This is a genomic window from Mesorhizobium sp. WSM4311 (assembly GCF_002295115.1).
In the GTDB taxonomy this organism is placed as follows: Bacteria; Pseudomonadota; Alphaproteobacteria; order Rhizobiales; family Rhizobiaceae; genus Mesorhizobium.
Map to the genome: position 1 here is coordinate 34,499 of NZ_NSFV01000019.1, position 14,410 is coordinate 48,908.

Consider the following 14,410-nt stretch of genomic DNA (forward strand, 5'->3'; position numbering starts at 1 on the left):
AATCCGGATGCGCCTGCCTCTTTTGTTCGCCGCGCTGTTGGCGGCCTCTCCGACGCTTGCCGGCACGCTGACACTGGTGCCGACGACGGTGACCGAATGGAAAGCGGTCTATGGCCGTGTCGAGGCGCGCGACACCGTTCCGGCGCGCGCCCGTATCGGCGGCCTTGTTGTCGATCTGGCCGTCACGGAGGGCGAGCAGGTCAAGGCGGGGCAGAAGATCGCGACCGTCCAGGACGACAAGATCGCGTTTCAGGTCGCCGCTCTGGACGCCCAGCTTCGTGCTCTGCAGGCGCAGCTGGACACCGCGCAGTCCGAACTTGCCCGTGGCCAGACGCTGGTCGACAAGGGCGTCATGACCGCGCAGCGTCTCGATCAGCTGCGCACCGAAGTCGACGTCGCGCGCAACCAGCTTGCCGCGACCGAGGCGCAGCGATCGGTGATCGTGCAGCAGGGCGCCGAGGGCGATGTTTTTGCTCCCGGCGACGGCCGCGTGCTGACCGTGCCCGTGACGCGTGGCGCGGTCATCATGGCCGGTGAGGTTGTGGCCACCATTGGCGGCGGCGGGGTGTTCCTGCGGCTTGCCGTTCCGGAGCGTTACGCGGCGTCGCTGAGCGAGGGAGCCGCCATCCGTATCAATGCCGGCGGCAAGGAGATCCCCGGCCGCCTCGCCAAGATCTATCCGCAGATCGACAATGGCCGCGTCATCGCCGACGTCGAGGTCGATGATCTCGACACCAATTTCATCGACGCCCGCGTCCTGGTCGAGCTGCCGGTCGCCGAGCGTTCCGCGCTGCTGGTGCCGGCTTCGGCCATTCAGATCCGTTCGGGGATCGATTTCGTGCGCGTCGCCGCAGGCGGCGGCAGTGTCGAGCGCGCGGTGGTAACAGGCGAGCGGTCCAGGCGCGCCGACGGCGACTATGTCGAGATCCTGACCGGTCTTGCGGCCGGCGACGTCGTGGTCACGCCATGAAAGGTCCCGCCTCGTTCGGCATTGCCGGCGCGCTGACGCGGGCCTTCATCGCGTCGCCGCTGACGCCGCTGTTCCTGGTCGCCGCCTTCGCCTTCGGGCTGGTGGCGCTGCTCACGCTGCCGCGCGAGGAGGAACCGCAGATCTCGGTGCCGATGGTCGACATCTTCGTGCGCGCCGACGGGCTGAAGGCCGACGACGCCGTCAAGCTGATCACCGAGCCGCTGGAGACGATCGTCAAGGGCATCGACGGCGTCGAGCATGTCTATTCGCAGACGCGAGACGACCAGGCGATTGTCACCGCCCGCTTCATCGTCGGCACCTCGTCGGACACTGCCGTGCTGCGCGTCCACGACAAGGTGCGCGCCAACATGGATCGCATTCCCGTCGGCGTGCCCGAGCCGCTGATCGTCGGCCGCGGCATCGACGACGTTGCCATAGTCACGCTGACGCTGTCGCCGAAGCCGCAGACAGCCGCGCGCATGACAGCCAACGACCTCACCCGCATCGCGCGCGAACTGCGCACCGAGATCGCCAAGATCGACAATGTCGGCCTGACCTATCTGGTCGGCGACACCGGTGAGATCATCCGCGTCAATCCGAACCCTGAAAAGCTCGCCCTTTACGGTGTCACCCTGCAGCAGCTCGCCGCCAAGGTGTCGGGCGCCAACAAGGCCTTTCCCGCCGGACGTGTGCGCGACAAGGGCGAGCAGATCGACATCGTCGCCGGCGAGACATTGGCCTCGCCAGACCAGATCGGCAACCTGCTCCTGACCTCGCGTGACAACCGCCCCGTCTATGTCCGCGACGTGGCCGACATCGCCTTCGCCGCCGACGCCGGCGATACGCTGGTGTCGACGGTCACCAGGGCCGGCGTTGGTGTCGAGCGCGTGCCGTCGGTCACGCTCGCCATCGCCAAGCGCGCGGGATCGAACGCGGTCGCCGTCGCCGACGCCATTCTGCACCGGGTCGCATTGCTCCAGGGCGGGCTGATATCAGGCGACATCTCGATCGACGTGACGCGCAATTACGGCGAGACCGCCAACGACAAGGCCAATGAGCTCCTCTACCATCTCGGCCTGGCGACGATCTCGATCATCGTGCTGGTCTGGGTCGCCATCGGCCGCCGCGAAGCGATGGTCGTGGCCGTCGTCATTCCGGTGACCATCCTGCTCACGCTGTTTGCCTCGCGCGTCATGGGCTACACGCTGAACCGCGTTTCGCTGTTCGCGCTGATCTTTTCCATAGGCATTCTCGTCGACGATGCCATCGTCGTGATCGAGAACATCTCCCGCCACTGGGCCATGGGCGGCGGCCGCGATCGCCGGCAGGCGGCAATCGAGGCGGTGGCGGAGGTCGGCAACCCGACCATCGTCGCCACCTTGACCGTGGTCGCCGCACTGCTGCCGATGCTGTTCGTCTCGGGAATGATGGGCCCCTATATGAGCCCGATTCCGGCCAATGCCTCGGCGGCGATGATCTTCTCCTTCTTCGTCGCGGTGATGGTGACGCCGTGGCTGATGCTCAAGCTTGCCGGGCGGGCGCCGGTGCATGCCCGTCAGGATCATGGCAATGGCGGCCCGCTCGGCCGCGCCTACACCGCCGTCGCCCGGCCGATCCTGGCCTCGAAGACGGCGAGCTGGGCCTTCCTGCTCGTCGTCGGCGTGCTGACCCTGGGCTCGCTCGCGCTGTTCTACACCGAGCATGTCACGGTCAAGCTCCTGCCCTTCGACAACAAGTCCGAACTGTCGGTGACCATCGACCTGCCGGAAGGGTCTTCCGTCGAAGCCACAGATGCGGTGGCGCAGGCCGTCGCCGCCAGGGTTCTCGAGTTGAAGGAGGTTCGATCGGTCCAGACACATGCCGCGACGGCGGCACCCTTCAACTTCAACGGCCTCGTCCGCCATGCCGTCCTGCGCACCGAGCCGCAGCAGGGCGACGTGGCGCTCAACCTGCTGCCGAAGGCGAACCGTGCCCGCTCCAGCCATGAGATCGCGCTCGACGTCCGCCAGCGCATCGCCACGATCCCCGTACCGCAAGGCACCAGCCTGAAGGTGGTCGAGCCGCCGCCCGGCCCGCCGGTGATGGCGACGCTGCTGGCCGAGATCTACGGACCCGATGGCGAGACCCGCCGCAAGGTCGCCGCCAGGATCGAAACGGCGTTCCGCTCCGTGCCCTTCATCGTCGACGTCGACAATTCCTGGGGACAGCCGGCACGCCGGCTGCGCGCCACGATTTCCACCGACGATGCGGAGTTCTTCCATGTCGAGGAAAGCGACGTCTTCGACACGCTTGCCATCCTCAATGGGGGCAGGACCGTCGGTTATTCGCATCGCGGCGGTGGCCGCCAGCCGATCCCGATCCGCATCGAGCGGCCGAAGGGCGAGAGGACGCTCGACGAGCGCTTCCTGACCACCTCTATTCCGGCCAATGTCCTGCCTGGCGACCGCGGCGTGGTCGAACTCGGCGATGTCGTGCGGGTGACGCCGGAGCGCGCTTCGTTCCCGGTGTTCAGGCACAATGGCCGCGCCGCCGAAATGGTGACGGCCGAGCTTGCCGGCAGCTTCGAGGCGCCGCTTTACGGCATGCTCGCCGTCAGCAAGGCCATCGACGCGCAGGACTGGACCGGACTGCAGAAGCCCGCAATCTCGCTGCATGGCCAGCCGGAGGATGAAAGCCGGCCGACGCTTTTGTGGGACGGCGAATGGGAAGTCACCTGGGTGACCTTCCGCGACATGGGGGCGGCCTTCGGCGTCGCGCTGCTCGGCATCTACATCCTCGTCGTCGCCCAGTTCGGCTCGTTCAAGGTTCCGCTGGTGATCCTGACGCCGATCCCGCTGACCTTCATCGGCATCCTCGGCGGGCACTGGCTGTTCGGGGCGCCGTTCACGGCCACCTCGATGATCGGCTTCATCGCGCTGGCCGGCATCATCGTGCGCAATTCGATCCTGCTGGTCGACTTCATCCGCCATGCGGCGTCGCCCGACAGGCCGTTGAGCGAGGTGCTGATCGAGGCCGGCGCGATCAGGTTCAAGCCGATCCTGCTTACGGCGCTTGCCGCCATGATCGGCGCGGCGGTGATCCTGACCGATCCGATCTTCCAGGGGCTGGCGATCTCGCTGCTGTTCGGCCTGGCCTCCTCGACGCTGCTGACGGTGCTGGTCATCCCCGCGATCTACCGGGTGCTTCGCACGTAAAAAAGCCGCCTCAGGGAAAACCTGGCGGCGGCCGAACTGGAGTTGCCGGCCGACCCGCTCGACGTGCTGGACGACATTGCGGACGAAAGACGGGAGCCTGGGGTTTCAAGCTATATTTCCCCGAGCTCTCCCAGCCCCGTAAAGCGCGTTGACGGCTCAGGCAAAACCACATATAGAACCAACTAGTTCCAGAACTGATTGGTTCCGTAATGGCTCATCAAGTCTCGCTCGACGACACATTCGCCGCCCTCGCCGATCCCACGCGCCGGGCGATCCTGGCCCGGCTGCTCGACGGCGAAGCGTCGGTTGCCGAACTGGCGCAGCCTTTCGCGCTCACCGTGCGCGCGGTCTCCAAACATGTCGGCGTGCTGGAACAGGCCGGCCTCGTCACCCGCAGCCGGGCGGCGCAAAAGCATCTCAGCCGCATCGAACTCAAGCCGCTGCGCGACATCGACCGCTGGCTCGACGACTACAGAAAACTCTGGGAAGACCGCTTCGACCGGATGGAGGACCTGCTGCGGCACGGCGCGGACAGGCCGGAATGAGCGCGCCCGCGACCGCCGACCGCAGCTTTGCCATCGAGCGGATCTTCAACGCGCCGGTCGAACGCGTCTTCCGGCTGTGGACCGATCCGCTTCTGGTGGCGCAGTGGTGGGGCATCAGGGACTGCAGCGTCCCCTTTTGCGTGCTCGACGTGCGCGTCGGCGGCCGCTGGCGCATCGACATGCTGACCGCGGGCGGCGCGCTCTACCGCAACCAGGGCAGCTATCTCGAAGTCGTCGAGAACGTCAGGCTGAGTTATTGCGACGAACCCGATCCTGAAATCCGTGAATGGGCCGGCAAGCTGCCGGGTCGGAGCCGCCACACGGTGAACTTCACGCCCGACGGCGCGCGCACCCATGTCCATTTCGAGGTGACGCTGGCGACTGCCGCCGACCGCGAACGCCTGCTGGCGCTCGGCATGCGCGGCGGCTGGATGCAGAGCTTCGACCGGCTGGAACAGCTGATAGGCAAGGGAGCCGACCATGCTGGCTGAGAACGCCAAACCGACCACGCAAGCCGTGCTGTCGCGGGATGGAACGCCGATCGCCTGTGAGCGGCGCGGCCAGGGTCATCCGCTCATCCTCGTCGACGGCGCGCTCTGCTCGCGCGCCATGGGTCCGAGCGGTCCGCTTGCCAAGGCGCTGGAAGGCGATTTCACCGTGTTTCGCTACGACCGCCGCGGCCGTGGCGACAGCGCCGACACCGCGCCCTACACGGTCGAGCGCGAGGTCGATGACATCGAGGCCGTGCTGCGGGCGGCAGGCGGTGAAGCCTATGTCTGGGGCATGTCTTCCGGCGCCATGCTGGCGCTGATGGCGGCAGCCCGCCTGCCCGGCATCGGGAGGCTTGCACTCTACGAAGCGCCGCTGATCGTCGACGACAGCCGCGCGACGACGCAAGGCGACTGGGCAGCGATCCGGCAAGCCATCGCCGACGACAGGCGCGGCGACGCCGTGAGCGCCTTCCTCAAATCGGTCGGCATGCCCGGCCTGCTGATCGCCGTCATGAAGCTGACGCCGATCTGGCGCAAGCTCAAGGCAGTGGCGCATACGCTGCCTTACGACGGCGCCATCGTCGCCGGCGACCAGCTCGGCAAGCCGCTGGACCCCGCCCGCTGGACCACGCTCGGCGTGCCGACATTGGTGACCGATGGCGGGAAAAGCCCGCCATGGATGCGCCATGGCAACAAGGCGTTGGCGCAGGCGCTGCCCAATGCCCGCCACCAGACGCTGGCAGGCCAGAACCACATGCTGAAACCCGCCGCGCATGCGCCGGTGCTGACGGCGTTCTTCAACGGGCGGCATTGAGCGCGCACGCCGGCCCGACGCGAACAACAGGAAATTTGACCATGCAGCTTCGGCATATACTCGCCATCGCTTTCACAATGGCGGCCTTACCCGCAACCAGCAGGGTGCTCGCGCATGTGAACGGGGCCAGCACGGCCCGGCTCTGACCTGGATCAAAACCGGATTCCTGAAAAGCGGCTAGAAACGCCTGAACAGCGCCCGCCCCGTGGGCGGCGAAGGCAAGATCAGGAGAAAGGCATTGAGCCGCCTGCATATCGAAAACCATCAGGTGTCGCGCATCGGCTGGCTGCGCGCCGCCGTCCTGGGGGCCAATGACGGCATCGTCTCGACCGCGAGCCTGATCGTCGGCGTGGCGTCGGCCGCCGCGCCGGCTTCGCAGGTTTTGGTCGCCGGCATAGCCGGCCTGGTGGCGGGCGCCATGTCGATGGCGGCCGGCGAATATGTCTCGGTCAGCTCCCAGTCGGACACCGAGAATGCCGACCTCGCCCGCGAACGCCGGGAACTCGAGACCCAGCCCGAATTCGAGCGCGAGGAGTTGGCGCAGATCTACGTCAAGCGCGGCCTGGCGACGGACCTCGCCCGCCAGGTCGCCGACCAGCTCATGGCCAGGGATGCGCTGGCCGCGCATGCCCATGACGAACTCGGCATTTCGGACATGACCACGGCGCGGCCGATCCAGGCGGCGCTGACCTCGGCGGCGACCTTCAGCGTGGGCGCGGCGATGCCGCTCATCATGGTGCTGGTGTCGCCGGCCTCCATGCTGGTGCTGGCGGTCTCTCTTGCGTCCCTGCTGTTCCTTGCCCTGCTGGGCGCCATCGGCGCCAAGGCGGGCGGCGCCAACATCCTTCGCGCAACGTTGCGCGTGACCTTCTGGGGCGCCTTCGCCATGGCGCTCACCGCCGGTATCGGCGCGCTGGTCGGTACCGCGGTGTAAGCGGCCGGCCACCTGCCCGGCCGCTTATGCCATCACCCGCCGACCGCCACCTGGATCCAGGACAAGGCCACCGCTTGCGATTGCCGCGCCTCCCATGCCATCTGTCCGATACAACGGACCGACCCGAAGCAGAATGGCAGCACGACCGACATCGCCCACAGCCAGGCCATCAGGCGTCAGCCTCAACCGCGCACTGTCGAAACTCGGCCTGTGCTCGCGCACGCAGGCGCAGGTGCTGATCGCGGAAGGGCGCGTGCGCGTCGGCGGCAAGGTGGTGCGCGACGCCGCGCTGCGCGTCGACCTGAACCGCGACCGCATCGTCGTCGATGGCGCGCCCGTCATTGCCGAACGCAAGGTCTATGTGATGCTCAACAAGCCACGCGGGCTGGTCACCACCCGCGACGACCCGCAGCAGCGCGACACCGTCTATGCCTGCCTCGAAGGGCTCGATTTGCCCTTCGTCTCGCCGGTCGGCCGCCTCGACAAGGCCAGCGAAGGCCTATTGCTGATGACCAACGACACGCATTTCGCCAACCGGTTGATGGACCCGGCCTCGCATCTGCCCAAGACCTATCACGTCCAGGTCGGCACGGTGCCTGACGAAGCGATGCTGGAGGCGCTGCGCGCGGGCGTCACCGTCGATGGCGAGACCCTGACCGCCACTTCAATCACGCTTTTGCGCAGCGGCGGCCGCACCGCCTGGCTGGAGATCGTGCTCGACGAGGGGCGCAACCGCCACATCCGCCGCCTGCTCGCCGCGCACGGCATCGAGGTCAAGCGCCTCATCCGCATCGCCATCGGGCGCTTGCCCCTGGGAGACCTCGCCAAGGGCGCGGCGCGGCATTTGACGCCGGAGGAGTTGGCGTTGCTGGAAGGCTGAGCAAGCGCAAGCGGCCAGGTTCATTTTTTCCGTCGGGAGTTTGCGCCAGAGCGAGGAGATGGACCGGCGGCCCATCACGCCTTGTTGGTGATCCACATGCTTGGCGCGCCGACCACGCCGGCGCTCGCCATCGTCTCTTTCAATTTTGGGTTCTTGATGAAGGCCAGTGCCTCGGCGACACTGCCGAAATCATGGGTCACGGTGACGTCGTTGGGGTTGTCCGCCGCCTGATAGACGGTCTCTCACGATCGGTAGTCAGTATTTGCACGGTATATTAGTAAATGTTAAATTAAAGACTGGAGCCGCGATTGGTATGCGGCTCGCGACCATTCCGGCGATCGCTCGCCGCCGTGGAGAAACTGGTAATCAGAAACCGGAACACGGGAGGATGAAATGACTTTCAAGCATTGTCTGCTGGCCGTCGTTTTCACGTCATTCTGCATGGGATCTGCTCAGGCCCAGCCTGCGAAAGAAGCCATCGAAGCCGCTAATGCCGAGTTCGTGAAGGCGTACAACAGCAAGGATGCGGCCGGGGTTGCCTCGAAATACACGGATGATGCGGCCGCATTCCCGCCGGATATGGCGCGGGTCGACGGCCGCCAGAATATTCAGAAGCTATGGCAGGGCGCGATGGATATGGGCATATCGGAGCTCACGCTCACGACGCTTGATGTCCAGGAAAGCGGAGATTTTGCGTTCGAGTCCGGGAGTTTCTCCCTCAAGGCGCCGGGCAAGGATTCGAAGCTGGTGGATGCCGCCGGGAAGTATGTCGTGGTCTGGAGGAAGGGTCAGGACGGAGGCTGGAAGCTCTACCGGGACATATGGAACTCCGACCCCGGGAAATGAGTCCGCATGCAGCCATCCCCGCCTGCGGATGGTGCTCGCAAGCGACTGATCTGGCTGTAGGCCTGAACGCGGGGAATAATGGCGATAAGGGTGATCGGAACGGGCTTTGGCCGGACAGGAACGGACTCGATGCGCGAGGCGCTGACGATCCTTGGCTTCGGCCGCTGTCACCACATGTCCGAAGTCATGGGCAATGAAGACCAGAAGCGGCTTTGGCGTGCGCTGGCGAAGGGCGCGGCGCCAGACTGGAACCAGCTGTTCGCGGGCTACGCGTCCTGCATCGACTGGCCCTCGGCGCACTATTGGCGTGATCTGATTGAGTTCTATCCGAATGCCCGGGTCATCCTGACATACCGATCTCCGGAAAGCTGGTGGGCAAGCTTCGAGAAAACGATCCTCGCGAGTATCAGCCAGAGCACGGATCAGGAATCGCTGGGTCTTGCCCTGATCTCCAGGCAAGTCTTCGACGGCCGGCCGCACGATCGCGCCAATGCCATAGCCGTCTACGAGGCCAACGTAAGGGCGGTCATTGCGACAGTGCCGCCTGGTCGGCTGCTGGTCCACAATCTCGGAGATGGGTGGAAGCCGCTCTGCCTGCATCTCGAAGTGCCGGTGCCGGACAAGCCCTATCCCAATCGCAACAGCACCAAGGACTTTCAGTCGGCTCTTGCACAGAACTAGTTGGCCGTCTGCAAGGAGCGCGTTAGCGGACGTTCCGTACGGCGACCACTGCACGTTTAATTAGCCACAATGTTCACGAATGAGAGCCGCCTGATCCGCGCCCGCGAAAGATTTTCGCCGCCCCACCGATGATTTCCACCCGCCCGCGCTGTCCTCATCCATGGGCGCCGGAATTGTCCGGGCCGGAACAGTGAGGTGATCCATGCGATCGTTGCAAGGTCAAAATGTCGTCGTGGTCGGAGGCAGCCGGGGTGTCGGCCGCTCGATCGTGGAAGCCGCGCTCGGCGAAGGCGCAGATGTGCTTGCCGTCGCCCGCGGCGCGGAAGCCCTGAAGGAGCTCGCCTGGGAAGCGTCCGGAGTCAGGACGCTGGCCGCCGACGCCACGCAGGACGCAGCGCCCGATAGGGTGTTCGCCGCGCTGCAGCCGGATGTGCTGGTGATCTGCGCCGGCGCCTTCGCGCCGTCAGCCTCCATCCAGGACCAGAGCTGGGACGATTTCTCGGCGAATTGGGAGACGGACGTCAAGGCATCGTTCCTGTTCTGCAGGGCAGCACTTCAGGGCCGGTTGAAGCCGGGCAGCCGCGTGGTGCTGATCTCCAGCGGCGCGGCATTCAGCGGCGGACCGCCGAACTCCGGCGGCTACTCCGGTGCCAAGCAGATGCAGATGTTCCTTGCCGCCCACAGCCAGAAGGAGGCCGACCGGCTTGGCCTTGGCCTGCGCTTCATGGCACTGGCGCCGATGCGCATCATGGCCGGCACCGGCGTCGGCCAGCGCGGCATTGCGAGCATCTCCGCCTATCTCGGCATCAGCCCGGCGGATTTCCTGGCCAGCATGAGCGATGTGCAGACGCCCGCCGATGTCGGGCACGCCGTGGTGGCGCTCGCCGGCGGCAAAGTGCCAGGCATCGCCTTCACGGTGAGCGGCAGCGGCCTTGCCGCGGCGGCATGAGGCGCGCAGGATGCGAGACGAACTCCGCATGGCAGGCTCGACATGACAGACGCTCCCGGCCCGTTTGAGCCGCTGAGCCCGACAGGCGGGCCGATCCTCGATCGGCCTGCCTTCGAGCGCCTGACGATGGCCCACCGCCGGACGCTGAAGCTGCATTGCTACCGGATGATGGGCTCGCTGCACGAGGCCGACGATCTCGTCCAGGAGACGTTCCTCAAGGCTTGGCGCGGCCGCGCGCAATTCGACGGGCGCGGCTCGCCGCGCGGCTGGCTCTACACGATCGCCACCAACGCCTGCCTCAACGCCATCAAGGCGCGGTCGTCGGCCCACCGCGTCCTCGAAATGCCCGCGCGGCCGCCGAGCGAAGGGCGCGCCGCCGCCGGGCCGGCGGTCGAACTCTCCTGGCTGGAGCCCTACCCCGACGCCGAACTGCCGGACCTTGTCGATGGCGAGCCCGGCCCGGATGCGCGCTACGAGACAAATGAGGCCGTGCGGCTGGCCTTCGTCGCCGCCATCCAACTACTGCCGCCGAGGCAACGCGCCTCCCTGCTGCTGTGCGACGTGCTGGGCTGGTCGGCGCTGGAGACCGCGCAATTGCTGGGCGGTTCGACCGCCTCGGTCAACAGCGCCCTGCAGCGGGCGCGCGCGACGCTTGGCGAGCGCTATCCCGGGGGACGGCCCGAGCAGCGATCGCAGCCCAACCGAGAGGAAGGCGTGCTGCTCGAACGCTATATCAGCGCCTGGCAGGCCGCCAATCTCGACGGCTTCGTCGCGCTGCTGCGCGAGGACGCCACCTACCACATGCCGCCATGGCGCGACTGGTACCAGGGACATCAGGCGATCCACGGTTTCTTCAAAACCGTGTGGGGCAATTTCGCCGGCTACCGCGCCGTGGCGACACGGGCCAACGGCCAGCCGGCGGTCGCGATCTATGCCCGGCGCCATCAGGAGTCCGAATGGCGCGCGCAATCGCTGCATGTCATCGAGCCGGCCGATGGCGCTATCGCCTCGCTGACGATCTATGTCGCCCCGCTCGGCCCTGCCCTGTTCGCCGCCTTCGGCCTGCCGCCGGTCTGGTCCGGACCGGAAGCGTAGCCGTCGCCTCCACTCCTGACGGAAAGCTGGCAGGAGGCCTGGCCTATAGAACGGCCGGGAGCCCGGCCGTGGCTTCAGCCATCAAGGAGCCAACAATGAATTTCGTCTCTGTCCGCATCATCACCTCGGACGTTCAGCGCCTCGTGCGCTTCTACGGCGAGATCACCGGCATGCCGGTGACGGTCTACACGGAGGATTTCGCCGAACTCGCGACACCTTCCGGCACGGTGGCGATCGGCAGCACGCGCACCTTGATGCTGTTCGGCGGTGACGTCGCCCGCCCCGCCGACAACCACACGGCCATCCTCGAATTCCGCGTCGGCGATGTCGATGCCGAATTCATCAGGCTGTCGGACTTCATCAGGGACACGACCGTGCAGAAGCCGACCACCATGCCCTGGGGCAACCGCTCGCTGCTGTTTCGCGACCCCGACGGCAATCTGGTGAATTTCTTCACGCCGGTGACGGCGGAAGCGATCCGGAAGTTCGATAAGTTGGAGGCGGACGCGCGGCTTGAGTTGGTTCAGCGCCTGGCATCGGGGATTGGCTGAAGCCACCCAACGCGTCGTCATCCTAGGGCGAAGCAGGAGCGCAGCTCCGTCGCGGAGACCCTAGGATCCATGCCGGGACCTTCGACGTAGAGTGCAGCGGAGCAGTATTCTGCACCGTAGCGGCGCCTAGAAGTCGCGGCATGGATCCTCGGATCTGCGCCGCGTCGCTTCGCTCCTTGCTTCGCCCGTGGATGACGAAGCGATGCGCGTTCCCGCGAGTGGGCCGCAGCGATGCCCGCTACTTCAGGTTCCATTTGCGCACGACCGGCTCGCCGAGATCATGCTCGTAGCCGAGCACGCTGATGCTTGCCGTATCGAGCACGAACAGCGCGCCGCCTTCCGGCGGCAGGCCGAGCCAGCGGGCGGCGAGCACGCGCAGGAAATGCGCGCTGGAAAAGATCAGGATCGAGCCGCCAGCTTCGCGAAGCTGTCTGATGATCCTGTCGGCACGGGCGCCGACATCGGCGGCCGTCTCGCCTCGCGGGCAGCCGTCGCGAAACACGTTCCAGCCTGGCCGCTCGGCCAGGATGTCCTTGGTGGTGCGCCCCTCATAGGCGCCGTAGTCCCACTCCTGCAGATCATCGTTTCTGACGCTCTCACCGCCAAAGCCAGCCAGCACGCTGGTGTTGTAGGCGCGCTGCGAGGGGCTCGACCACACCGCCGAGAACGACAGGCCCGCGAGCCGCTGCGCCACGCCCCGCGCGGCCGCCTCGCCCGCAGCCGTCAGCGGCATGTCGGTGCGGCCGGTATGCTGCCCCGAAAGGCTCCACGCCGTCTCGCCGTGCCGGACCAAATGGATTTGCGGATACGCGCTGCTCATACGCTCGGCCCTTCGTTGATGTCGGGCCAAAGCTGTAGCGGTCGGCGCAAGGGAGCGAAAGACCCGGCGACCATCGCGGCAGGCGGTCGGGGCGCAACCGAGCCAAAGCCAACAGGGATACCGGAAGATCGCCGCGGCACGCCCCTCGTCTGGCCCTGATCCACATGACGCTGGCCCTGTGAGCAGCCCGGCGGCGCAACTATATCAGGAGGGAGCCACCAAGGCTCCCGCCCCCAAGGGCGCCAACCCTTGCACAACAGGTCAGATCATCATGTACAAACATCTGCTCATCGCCACCGACGGGTCGGAACTGGCCGACAAGGGCGTTGCCCATGGCCTCACATTGGCAAAAGGCATCGGCGCCGCCGTCACCTTCGTCACCGTCTCGGAACCGTTCCCCATCTTGGCCTGGGGCGGCGCGATGGCCGGCTACGCGGCGGGCGACGAACTGGTCGTCTACCAGGAAGAGGCGCGTAAATATGGCAAGGAGGTTCTGGCCAAGTGCAAGGCCTCGGCCGATGCAGCGGGCGTGTCCGCCAAGCTTGTGCATGTCGAGGACAAGCGGCCCGCCGAGGCGATCCTGGAACTGTCGCAGGCGCAGGGCTGCGACCTGATCGTGATGGCCTCGCATGGCCGCCGCGGCCTGGGCAAGCTGCTTCTGGGCAGCCAGACTGCGGAAGTGCTGTCCTACACCGCGATTCCGGTGCTGGTCGTTCGGTAATAGATCGGCCGGCGCTCATGCCCTTGAGGTCAACGCGGCAGGATTTATATTGTACGGATTCAATCCGTACCGTATTATCATGAGCAAAGGGGATACCTATGCCGCGCAACGTCAGTGACAACGGTCGAATCGATTTTCGGATTGCGCCCGAAGCGAAAGCTGTGATCGCTCGTGCGGCAGCCTTGTCGAATGTCGGCCTGACCGAGTTCGTCACGCGTTCGGCACTGCGTGACGCCCAAGCCACGATCGAGCGCGCGGAACATCTTGCGCTATCAGAACGGGACAGTCTGCGTATCCTCGACCTGCTTGAGAACCCACCCTCCCCGACCAACCGTCTTATCCGCGCCGCCAAGGCCGGTCAGACCCTCGCGTGAACTCCACTACCTGGCAGGAAACGCCGATCGGGAAACAGCATGACCGTGCCGCCTTCGACTGCGGCGACACGGACCTCGACACCTATTTGCAGCGCTTCGCCCGTCAAAACCATGAAAGCGGTGGCGCGAAAACTTTCGTTGCCGTGACGGCGCAAGATCCTTCGCGCATCCTAGGGTTCTATTCTCTCAGCCCGGCTTCGATCGACTTTGTCCGGACGCCGGCCATCGCCAGACGCGGCCTTGGCCGCTATGAGGTGCCGGTCTACCGTCTAGGTCGGCTCGCAGTGGATCGTTCGATACAAGGCCGTGGCCTCGGCGGCGGTTTGCTGCTCGCTGCCGGAAAGCGCTGTATGGCAGTCGCGGAGGAAGTCGGCGGCGTTGCCTTGCTGATCGATGCCAAAGGGGATCAGGCGGCACGCTGGTATGAGGGTTACGGTGCGGTCCGTCTCGACGACGCGCCGTTGTCCCTGATCCTGCCTTTCGCCGTTATCGCCAAGGCGATAGCTGCGTTCTGAACACCTGCGGCGGTGCTGGTGGTTCGCCAA

17 protein-coding genes are annotated in these 14,410 nt (G+C 66.0%); 15 read left to right on the plus strand and 2 right to left on the minus strand.

Annotation, left to right across the window (positions count from 1 at the left end; translation table 11 throughout):
- Nucleotides 1-7 precede the first annotated feature (7 nt).
- The 7 genes from CK226_RS31055 (at nt 8) to CK226_RS31085 (ending at nt 7,828) form a co-directional block, all read left to right on the plus strand.
- On the plus strand, nt 8-970 hold the full coding sequence (locus CK226_RS31055; RefSeq protein ID WP_095793871.1) for an efflux RND transporter periplasmic adaptor subunit: 963 nt from the start codon (nt 8-10) through the stop codon (nt 968-970).
- Nucleotides 967-4,164 carry an efflux RND transporter permease subunit gene (locus CK226_RS31060; protein ID WP_095793872.1) on the plus strand — a complete coding sequence of 1,066 codons (3,198 nt, stop codon included), beginning with the start codon at nt 967-969 and terminating at the stop codon, nt 4,162-4,164. Before CK226_RS31055 ends, CK226_RS31060 begins: the two co-directional genes overlap by 4 nt.
- A gap of 209 nt (nt 4,165-4,373) precedes the next feature.
- On the plus strand, nt 4,374-4,709 hold the full coding sequence (locus tag CK226_RS31065) for a metalloregulator ArsR/SmtB family transcription factor (RefSeq protein WP_095789224.1): 336 nt from the start codon (nt 4,374-4,376) through the stop codon (nt 4,707-4,709).
- Nucleotides 4,706-5,200, plus strand: a complete 495-nt coding sequence (locus tag CK226_RS31070; protein ID WP_095793873.1) for an SRPBCC domain-containing protein — start codon at nt 4,706-4,708, stop codon at nt 5,198-5,200. The genes CK226_RS31065 and CK226_RS31070 overlap by 4 nt, the downstream gene beginning before the upstream one ends.
- The gene (locus CK226_RS31075; RefSeq protein ID WP_095776071.1) at nt 5,190-6,014 is read left to right on the plus strand and encodes an alpha/beta hydrolase; all 825 of its coding nucleotides are present in this window, start codon (nt 5,190-5,192) and stop codon (nt 6,012-6,014) included. Before CK226_RS31070 ends, CK226_RS31075 begins: the two co-directional genes overlap by 11 nt.
- Nucleotides 6,015-6,252: 238 nt before the next feature.
- Entirely contained in the window at nt 6,253-6,948 is a 696-nt protein-coding gene (locus tag CK226_RS31080; protein ID WP_095793919.1) for a VIT family protein, read from the plus strand.
- A gap of 133 nt (nt 6,949-7,081) precedes the next feature.
- Nucleotides 7,082-7,828, plus strand: a complete 747-nt coding sequence (locus tag CK226_RS31085; RefSeq protein WP_095793874.1) for a pseudouridine synthase — start codon at nt 7,082-7,084, stop codon at nt 7,826-7,828.
- Between the two features lie 74 nt (nt 7,829-7,902).
- On the opposite strand, the gene CK226_RS36090 is transcribed toward CK226_RS31085, so the two are convergent.
- Nucleotides 7,903-8,028 (minus strand): hypothetical protein, encoded by a 126-nt coding sequence (locus CK226_RS36090; RefSeq protein ID WP_280951489.1) that lies wholly within the window; start codon nt 8,026-8,028, stop codon nt 7,903-7,905.
- Nucleotides 8,029-8,221: 193 nt separating this feature from the next.
- Here CK226_RS36090 and CK226_RS31095 point away from each other — a divergent pair, with 193 nt between their 5' ends.
- The 5 genes from CK226_RS31095 (at nt 8,222) to CK226_RS31115 (ending at nt 11,950) form a co-directional block, all read left to right on the plus strand.
- Entirely contained in the window at nt 8,222-8,674 is a 453-nt protein-coding gene (locus tag CK226_RS31095) for a DUF4440 domain-containing protein (protein ID WP_095793875.1), read from the plus strand.
- 78 nt (nt 8,675-8,752) lie between these two features.
- A complete protein-coding gene (locus tag CK226_RS31100; protein WP_095793876.1) occupies nt 8,753-9,355 on the plus strand; it encodes a sulfotransferase family protein in 603 nt (200 codons plus the stop codon).
- Nucleotides 9,356-9,557: 202 nt separating this feature from the next.
- A complete protein-coding gene (locus CK226_RS31105; protein WP_095793877.1) occupies nt 9,558-10,304 on the plus strand; it encodes an SDR family NAD(P)-dependent oxidoreductase in 747 nt (248 codons plus the stop codon).
- Nucleotides 10,305-10,346: 42 nt separating this feature from the next.
- Entirely contained in the window at nt 10,347-11,399 is a 1,053-nt protein-coding gene (locus tag CK226_RS31110; protein WP_095793878.1) for a sigma-70 family RNA polymerase sigma factor, read from the plus strand.
- A gap of 95 nt (nt 11,400-11,494) precedes the next feature.
- Nucleotides 11,495-11,950: a VOC family protein gene (locus CK226_RS31115; protein WP_095793879.1), complete on the plus strand. Its 456-nt coding sequence runs from the start codon at nt 11,495-11,497 to the stop codon at nt 11,948-11,950.
- A 238-nt stretch (nt 11,951-12,188) separates the two neighbouring features.
- Here CK226_RS31115 and CK226_RS31120 read toward each other — a convergent pair whose 3' ends face one another.
- Nucleotides 12,189-12,770 carry a histidine phosphatase family protein gene (locus tag CK226_RS31120; protein WP_095793880.1) on the minus strand — a complete coding sequence of 194 codons (582 nt, stop codon included), beginning with the start codon at nt 12,768-12,770 and terminating at the stop codon, nt 12,189-12,191.
- A gap of 271 nt (nt 12,771-13,041) precedes the next feature.
- Here CK226_RS31120 and CK226_RS31125 point away from each other — a divergent pair, with 271 nt between their 5' ends.
- From CK226_RS31125 to CK226_RS31135, 3 genes are all read left to right on the plus strand, one after another.
- Nucleotides 13,042-13,491, plus strand: coding sequence for a universal stress protein (locus CK226_RS31125; protein WP_095774886.1), 450 nt, complete (start codon nt 13,042-13,044; stop codon nt 13,489-13,491).
- A 98-nt stretch (nt 13,492-13,589) separates the two neighbouring features.
- Complete coding sequence (locus CK226_RS31130; protein WP_095790444.1) at nt 13,590-13,865, plus strand: DUF1778 domain-containing protein; 276 nt, start codon at nt 13,590-13,592, stop codon at nt 13,863-13,865.
- On the plus strand, nt 13,862-14,380 hold the full coding sequence (locus CK226_RS31135) for a GNAT family N-acetyltransferase (RefSeq protein ID WP_095774888.1): 519 nt from the start codon (nt 13,862-13,864) through the stop codon (nt 14,378-14,380). The genes CK226_RS31130 and CK226_RS31135 overlap by 4 nt, the downstream gene beginning before the upstream one ends.
- Nucleotides 14,381-14,410: the final 30 nt, after the last annotated feature.

Coding starts and splice junctions, on each gene's coding strand:
- CK226_RS31060 (WP_095793872.1), top strand. CDS start 967: ATGAAAGGTCCCGCCTCGTTCGGCATTGCCGGCGCGCTGACGCGGGCC.
- CK226_RS31125 (WP_095774886.1), top strand. CDS start 13,042: ATGTACAAACATCTGCTCATCGCCACCGACGGGTCGGAACTGGCCGAC.
- CK226_RS31095 (WP_095793875.1), top strand. CDS start 8,222: ATGACTTTCAAGCATTGTCTGCTGGCCGTCGTTTTCACGTCATTCTGC.
- CK226_RS31085 (WP_095793874.1), top strand. CDS start 7,082: ATGGCAGCACGACCGACATCGCCCACAGCCAGGCCATCAGGCGTCAGC.
- CK226_RS31075 (WP_095776071.1), top strand. CDS start 5,190: ATGCTGGCTGAGAACGCCAAACCGACCACGCAAGCCGTGCTGTCGCGG.
- CK226_RS31070 (WP_095793873.1), top strand. CDS start 4,706: ATGAGCGCGCCCGCGACCGCCGACCGCAGCTTTGCCATCGAGCGGATC.
- CK226_RS31105 (WP_095793877.1), top strand. CDS start 9,558: ATGCGATCGTTGCAAGGTCAAAATGTCGTCGTGGTCGGAGGCAGCCGG.
- CK226_RS31115 (WP_095793879.1), top strand. CDS start 11,495: ATGAATTTCGTCTCTGTCCGCATCATCACCTCGGACGTTCAGCGCCTC.
- CK226_RS31130 (WP_095790444.1), top strand. CDS start 13,590: ATGCCGCGCAACGTCAGTGACAACGGTCGAATCGATTTTCGGATTGCG.
- CK226_RS31100 (WP_095793876.1), top strand. CDS start 8,753: ATGGCGATAAGGGTGATCGGAACGGGCTTTGGCCGGACAGGAACGGAC.
- CK226_RS31055 (WP_095793871.1), top strand. CDS start 8: ATGCGCCTGCCTCTTTTGTTCGCCGCGCTGTTGGCGGCCTCTCCGACG.
- CK226_RS31110 (WP_095793878.1), top strand. CDS start 10,347: ATGACAGACGCTCCCGGCCCGTTTGAGCCGCTGAGCCCGACAGGCGGG.
- CK226_RS31120 (WP_095793880.1), bottom strand. CDS start 12,770: ATGAGCAGCGCGTATCCGCAAATCCATTTGGTCCGGCACGGCGAGACG.
- CK226_RS31065 (WP_095789224.1), top strand. CDS start 4,374: ATGGCTCATCAAGTCTCGCTCGACGACACATTCGCCGCCCTCGCCGAT.